Below are 4268 nucleotides of genomic sequence, written 5' to 3'. Positions count from 1 at the left end.
GTTAGCGAGGGATGGAGGTCCCACGGGCGGCGTGTTCTGGGCGCTGCGTCAGCCTTGTTCGTCATGCGTGCAGCATAGCGCATGGCCGGCATGGTACGAATCTGAATCAAGAGAAGAGAGCCCCATGCGGCTGGGCACGCGGATTCGGTAGTCGAAATCCAGCTTCGGTTTGTAGGCCGGATGGTGATCTTGGACGGGTAGAGCTGAGAAGGCTTAGGGCTGATCGCCCAGCCTCCAACGGCCGAGTTCGACCCACTTCCGTTGCCTGATGAGGAACAGGCCGTGCTCTGAAGCGGACGTTCAGGTGACACGTAGATCGGTTAAGTCTCCTGGCGCTGGCCAACTAGGGTCCGTTGACGATCAGGATTCCTGTTGCCGCCAAGCTGTGATTCAACCCTGCCTTTGACGGGGTAGTGGCAGGATGGATCAGGACCGGTTTGGGGTGCGCGATGCGGTCTGGGAGAAGATTGCGCCGCTGTTGCCGGGCAAGGCCTCGGACAGCGGCGTGACGGCGAAGGACAACCGGCTGTTCCTGGAGGCGGTGCTTTGGCGGGTGCGGACGGGCCTGCCTTGGCGCGACCTGCCGGAAGGGTTCGGAAAGTGGAACAGCGTGTTTCAGCGCTTCCGCCGCTGGGTACGGGCCGAGGTCTTCGACCGCATCTTCCAGCGCGTGTCTGACGAGCCAGACTTCGAGTACGCCCTGATCGACGGCACCATCGTCACCGCCCACCAGAAGGCGAGCGGCGCAAAGGGGGGACTCAAAATCAGGCCATTGGCCGCTCGCGTGGCGGCCTGACGACCAAGATTGTCGCCCTCGTCGATGGGCTGGGCAACTTGGCGCGCTTCGTCCTGCTGCCAGGTCAGCGCCACGACACGATTGGTGTGCCGCCCCTCATTGAGGGCGTCGCCTTCGGCGCCCTGCTCGGCGACAGGGCCTTCGACGCCGATTGGCTGCGGGCCGAACTCGACGCCCGGGGCGCCGTCGCCGTTATCCCGCCCAAGACCAACCGCAAAGGCCACTTCGACTTTGACCGCGAGGCCTACCGTTGGAGGCACCTGATCGAGAACTTCTTCGCCAAGCTCAAAGAGTTCCGCGCGATCGCCACCCGCTACGACAAGACCGACACCAGCTTCCGCGCCAGCATCAACCTCGCTGCCGCCATCATCGCCTCTCGATGATCGTCAACAGGCCCTAATTCGGCGAGGCGTTGATCAACTCCTTGATGCGGCTGGCGAGCGGCTCCATCGCGAAAGGCTTGGTCAGCACCTGCATGCCGGGCGCGAGATGGCCGTTGCCGATGGCAGCGTTCTCCGCGTAACCGGTGATGAACAGCACCCTCAGTTCGGGCCGCACCTCACGCGCCGCATCGGCCAGCTGTCGGCCGTTCATGCCGCCGGGCAGGCCGACGTCAGTCACGAGCAGATCGATCCGCGCGTCCGAACGCAGAACCATCAGGCCACTGACCCCGTCTCCCGCCTCGACGGCCGTGTAGCCCAGGTCCTCCAGCACCTCCGTCACCAGCATCCGCACCGTGGGTTCGTCATCTACCACCAGCACTGTCTCACCGGGCTCGGCACGGGCGGCGTCGGCCAAGGCGGCATCCCCCGTGTCCGCATCCTCCTCGCCGTGGTGGCGGGGTAGGTAGAGGCACATGGTCGTACCCTGGGCAAGTTCGGAGTAGACCCGCACCTGTCCACCGGACTGCCGCACGAAGCCGTAGATCATGGAGAGCCCGAGGCCGGTGCCCTGGCCCAGCGGCTTGGTCGTGTAGAACGGGTCGAAGATCCGGGCGATGACCTCAGGAGGCATTCCAGTGCCCGTGTCGGTCACGCAGAGGGAGACGTACTGGCCGGGCGGAAGGTCTCGTTCCCGTGCCGCCCGCTCGTCCAGCCACGTGTTGGCCGTCTCGACGGTGATCCGGCCGCCGTCCGGCATGGCGTCGCGCGCGTTGATGCAAAGGTTCAGCAGCGCGTTCTCCAGCTGGGGCGGATCCACCAGCGTGGTCCACAGGCCCCCGGCCCCGACGACCTCCACCGCGATCTCCGGCCCGACTGTGCGGCGGACGAGATCCTCCATGCCGCTGATCAGGCGGTTCACGTCCGTCGGCTTGGGATCGAGTGTCTGGCGGCGGGAGAAGGCCAGCAGCCGGTGCGTCAGGGCCGCCGCCCGCTTCGCCGCGCCCTGAGCCGCGCTGACGTAGCGGTCCACGTCCTTCAGGCGCCCCTGTGCCACACGGGTTCCTAGCAGCTCCAGGCTGCCGGTGATGCCGGTGAGCAGGTTGTTGAAGTCGTGCGCCAGCCCGCCGGTGAGCTGGCCGACGGCCTCCATCTTCTGACTTTGCCGCAGCTCCTCTTCCAGCCGTTCCCGGGATGCCGCGAGTTCCTTCTCCTCCGTCATGTCGCGCGCGACGCAGTAGACCAGACCCTCTTCCGTCGGCACCGCCGTCCAGGAGAACCAACGGTACGATCCGTCTCGCGCGCGGAAGCGGTTCTCGAAGCGCATCGTGGTCTGGCCGTCGGCCAGGGAACCCACCTCGGCCCGGGTCCGGGCCCGGTCCTCCGGATGCTCCATCCATTCGGAGGTGCGGCCGAGTAGCTCCTGCTCCGTCCAGCCCAGGATGGCGGTCCAGGCCGGGCTCACCTGCACCCAGGTCCCGTCCCGGTCGGAGACCAGGAAGGGGTCGCGGGAGAGCTGCCAGAAGCGGTCGCGCTCGCGCGTCCGCTCCACCACCTGCTGCTCCAGCGAGGCCGCCAGCGCCTGCAGACCCTGCTCCGCGCGGCGCCGCTCGATCGCCTGGCGCAGCCGCTCGGCCATGTCCTGCGCGAAGGCGGCCTCCTCGGCCGTCCAGGCCCGGGGCTGGTCGTCGTTGATGTAGAGCACCGCGGCGATGCGCCCCCGCTCGACGATGGGCAGGTTGATGAGGGTGCGCGCCGCAACGGACTCCAAGGCCGGGGCCGTGGCGGAGGTGCGCGGATCCTCCCGCACGTCCGGGATGACGACCGCCTCGCCGCGCCGGAGGTTTTCAGCGTAAAGGCCGTAGTCGTCCATTCGGTAGCGACCGGCGAGGCTGGGAAAGCCGGGGACGGTCCAGTCCCTCTCGACCGTGAAGGCCTCGCCGTCCGGCCCCACGGCACCATATCCCACCCGCCCCACCCCAAGGGCCCGACCTATCACTTCGCAGCCCGCCAGGGCCAAGGCCGCCGGGGTGCCTTCACCGCGCAGGCGGTCGCCCAGCTCGAGGGCCGCGGCACGACGCTGCTCGGCCAGGTGCCGCTCCGTCACCTCCTGGAAGATGACGGTGAAGCGGTCCGCCCCGAGCGGGTACATCCGCCCCTCGTACCAGCGCCCGATCCGGCCGACCTGCCGGGTGAAAATGGCGGCCTCGCCGCTCTCCACGACCCCGGCGGGCTCGTCGATCCAGGCCTGCTCGATCCCCGGGAAGAGCTCGCGGATGGTCCGCCCGACGGCGTCGCCCTGCTCCAGCCTGACGAGCGCGGCCCAGGCGGGGTTCACGTCGAGGTAGCGCCAGTCCACCACCCGCCCATCGTCGTCGCGCACCAGTTCGCCGATAATGAGGCCTTCCTGCAGGCGCTCGAACAGCCCGCGCCAGTGCTCCTCGCTTCTCGCCAGGGCGAGTTCCACGCTGCGCCGGGCCGAGATGTCGTTGAAGAGGATAGCGACCCGGCGGGCGGCCGGATTGCCGATGCGGAGGGCCTGCACGTCGTACCAGCGGCCGAAGGCCTCGGCCGCGTTCTCGAACCGCACCGGCTCGCCCGTGAGGGCGACCCGCCCGTAGGTATCGAACCAGTGCCGTTCCAGGGTCGGCGCGAACTCGCTCACCCACTGCCCCGTGACGCCGCACTGTCCGGTCAGGCGCTCGAAGGCCGGGTTGGCCTCGGCGATCCGGTAATCCACCGCGCGATCCGCCTCGTCGAAGCGCATCTCGATGATGCAGAAGCCGGTCTCCACGGTCTCGAAGAGCGTGCGGTAGCGCTCCTCGCTCGCGGCCAGCTTCTCGCCCGCGAGGTGCTCCGGCGTCCTGTCCCGCAGGATCTTGAGGAAGCCGAGCGGGCCGCGCTCATCGGCCAGCGGCATCATCTCGCCCGAGGCCCAGAAGCGGGACCCATCCTTGCGGAGGTGCCAGCGCTCGTCGCTAGCCCGCCCATGCTCCACGGCCAGGCGCATCTCCGTCCCGATCCGGTCCGCAGCGTGGTCCTCCGGGGTGAAGAAGCGCTCGGCGGTCTGGCCGAGCATCTCCTCGGCTGTC

2 protein-coding genes are annotated in these 4268 nt (G+C 68.4%); one reads left to right on the top strand and one right to left on the bottom strand.

What is annotated here, in order from left to right:
• Nucleotides 1-421 precede the first annotated feature (421 nt).
• Nucleotides 422-1179, top strand: a protein-coding gene (locus tag D9599_RS30185; protein ID WP_198385041.1) for an IS5 family transposase whose coding sequence is annotated in 2 segments (ribosomal slippage) — nt 422-749 and nt 749-1179 — 759 coding nt in all. Because the reading frame shifts where the segments join, the coding sequence is not laid out codon by codon here.
• A 13-nt stretch (nt 1180-1192) separates the two neighbouring features.
• Here the strand turns inward: D9599_RS30185 and D9599_RS30180 are convergent.
• The coding region (locus D9599_RS30180; RefSeq protein ID WP_198385040.1) for a PAS domain S-box protein at nt 1193-4268 on the bottom strand (3076 nt) is incomplete at its 5' end.

This window comes from Roseomonas sp. KE2513, assembly GCF_016107305.1.
Taxonomy (GTDB): Bacteria; Pseudomonadota; Alphaproteobacteria; order Acetobacterales; family Acetobacteraceae; genus Roseomonas.
This window is presented reverse-complemented; position numbering and strand designations above follow the sequence as displayed.